Origin of the sequence: Flectobacillus sp. (assembly GCF_049240685.1) — a bacterium.
Lineage (GTDB): Bacteria > Bacteroidota > Bacteroidia > Cytophagales > Spirosomataceae > Flectobacillus.
Genome location: NZ_JBMLSD010000220.1, coordinates 1 through 2,315, shown reverse-complemented (window position 1 = coordinate 2,315; position 2,315 = coordinate 1). Strand labels below are relative to the sequence as shown.

Genomic DNA, 2,315 nt, shown 5'->3' with positions numbered 1-2,315 from the left:
GTTTTTTATTGCCTACAGCCATGCTTTTTTCCAAAACCCACCGCCGAAAGCCGATTCCTGACAGCCCAATGCCCAATCTTAAATTTTATTTTGCGCACTAACTTATTCCCTTGAACACCAAAACGATTAAAATAAGGATAATTGAGAGTGGTCATCTTCAGCTACAAAAAGCTTTTTATCTCTAATTTGCTTTCGATGACTATTTACAAAATCACTAAAAGCATCTATTTCTTTATATAGGTCTGAAAAATTATAGCTATCAATATGATAACTTTCGACATATACTTCCGAAAAGTCGGTTATCACATAATCCAACGTTTTGATACCATAATTTTGTAAACCCAATAAATACAAGTTCTGGTGATTGTACTCAAACTTAGGCCCTGTATATACTCTCGTGCTTTTTAGGTCTATTGCCTTATTGTTTCCAACAATATCTACATATCCATATATCAGACAATCTTTATAGCGAGTTTCAGTATAAACTTGGGTCTTATATTTAGGAGGTAAAAGCGCTCTTGTCTTTTCTATCACATATTCAGAAAACATCTCTTCATTGGCGCCCGTCGTAATAGCCTTTTCAAAATCAATTCCTTTTTGTTGCGCTTCGGTTGTTGGGCGAGGCACACGATTAATCCTATCTAACATTTCCTGAAGGTCAACCATCAGATTTCCTTCTGAGTTAGTCTTTTCATGTAAAAACAAAGAAAATGTATTTAAAAGGGTCGGATAAACGCGAATCATAATAAAAGCGTCAAAAGACTTTAGAAATGGAAAATTGAGATATTCTATAAAATTGATAAAATGTATAAAGTGATTCAAGATAGCTTTCTCAAATCACTTTATCACTGTCGACAATGCATCAAAACTATGCAATTACTAAACGCTCAACGACTTTATCGTTTACAAGATGGCTCTCTACTATTTCAGGAATGTCAGATAATTCTACATTACCATAAAATACGCCTTCAGGATATACCACCATCGCAGGGCCAAATGCACAAACATCTAAGCAACCCGCTTTCTGCGCACGAATTTCGAGATTAAGACCTTTTTCTTTTAGCTCATCTTTAAGAGCGTTTACCAATGCCATGCCTCTTTCTTCTCCACAACATTTTTTAGGAGCAGGCTTTACGTTTGTACAAACAAACACGTGCTTTTTGTATTTCATAAATAACAATGAGTTTAAATAGACGACTGAGCTTATGCTAAATCAATAATTCTTTTATCTGCAATTTAGGTCTTTTATTGTAAATTTGGCATTAACGAAAGTTAAGACATTAGAGATAAGGCAAAAAAAGCTAAGGATATTCAAAAACATGACTTTTCAAACACAGGAACAATACCAATTTATTGAATCTATACTTTTCGAAAACTTAGGCTATAATCCCGAAATTTTAGATTTCCAGTTCTTTTATGGAGGAAACTTTAATTTAGCCGTTCGTGTAAAAGTTAAAGAAGGCGATTTTTTCATTAAATGGAATCAAGGAGATCATACAGGTATGTTCGAGACCGAAGCTCGAAGCCTTGAGCTATTAGGAAGTACTGGAGCGTTGTCAATTCCTAAAGTTGTCAACTTTGGCAAAATTGTGGATAAAGACTATCTTATGCTAGAATTCCTTTCAACAGCTCACCGTCAGAATGACTTTTGGCAGGATTTTGGGCATAAACTAGCAAAGCTCCACCTAAACACCGCTCCCAATTACGGACTCGACTATAACAATTATATAGGAGCGCTTCCACAAAGTAATGAGTGGATGAATAATGGGGTAGAGTTTTTTGTGGAAAAAAGATTACGTGTTCAAGCAGGACTAGCATTATATGAAAGACGAATCTCAACCGAACTATATGAGCGTCTAATGGCTTTTGTCCAGAAACTCCCTTCACTTATACCTAATGAGAAGCCTTCACTTATTCATGGCGACTTATGGTCTGGTAACGTAATGACTGATGCCAATGGGCAAGTAGCTTTAGTGGATCCAGCCTGTTACTACGGACTTCGCGAAGCCGAATTGGCGTTCACAACGATGTTTGGAGGTTTCGATACCAACTTTTATGAAGCCTATCATGAGGTATATCCTATCGAAAATGGGTTTGGTGATCGTATTCCTATCTATAATTTATATCCTCTAATGGTTCATGTTAATCTATTTGGAGGAGGGTATTTGGATGCAGTGGAGAAAATTATCAAAAAGTTTGAATAAAAGAGAAAAAGATTTTTGGATATAAATTGTATTATGCCAAGTTGAAATTTACCTTCATAGCAGCCTGACTAGGCTGCTATATTATTTTATCTTGAAATTTGTATTAAAAAA

At 35.4% G+C, this 2,315-nt stretch carries 3 protein-coding genes; 1 reads left to right on the top strand and 2 read right to left on the bottom strand.

Annotated elements, in window-relative coordinates; translation table 11 throughout:
* Positions 1 to 126 precede the first annotated feature (126 nt).
* Both ACOVQ4_RS10055 and ACOVQ4_RS10050 read right to left on the bottom strand, forming a co-directional pair.
* Positions 127 to 744 (bottom strand): hypothetical protein, encoded by a 618-nt coding sequence (locus tag ACOVQ4_RS10055; protein ID WP_421820519.1) that lies wholly within the window; start codon positions 742 to 744, stop codon positions 127 to 129.
* Positions 745 to 868: 124 nt separating this feature from the next.
* Complete coding sequence (locus ACOVQ4_RS10050) at positions 869 to 1,171, bottom strand: (2Fe-2S) ferredoxin domain-containing protein (RefSeq protein WP_421820518.1); 303 nt, start codon at positions 1,169 to 1,171, stop codon at positions 869 to 871.
* A gap of 148 nt (positions 1,172 to 1,319) precedes the next feature.
* Here ACOVQ4_RS10050 and ACOVQ4_RS10045 point away from each other — a divergent pair, with 148 nt between their 5' ends.
* Positions 1,320 to 2,204 carry a fructosamine kinase family protein gene (locus ACOVQ4_RS10045; RefSeq protein ID WP_421820517.1) on the top strand — a complete coding sequence of 295 codons (885 nt, stop codon included), beginning with the start codon at positions 1,320 to 1,322 and terminating at the stop codon, positions 2,202 to 2,204.
* The last annotated feature ends 111 nt before the right edge of the window (positions 2,205 to 2,315 follow it).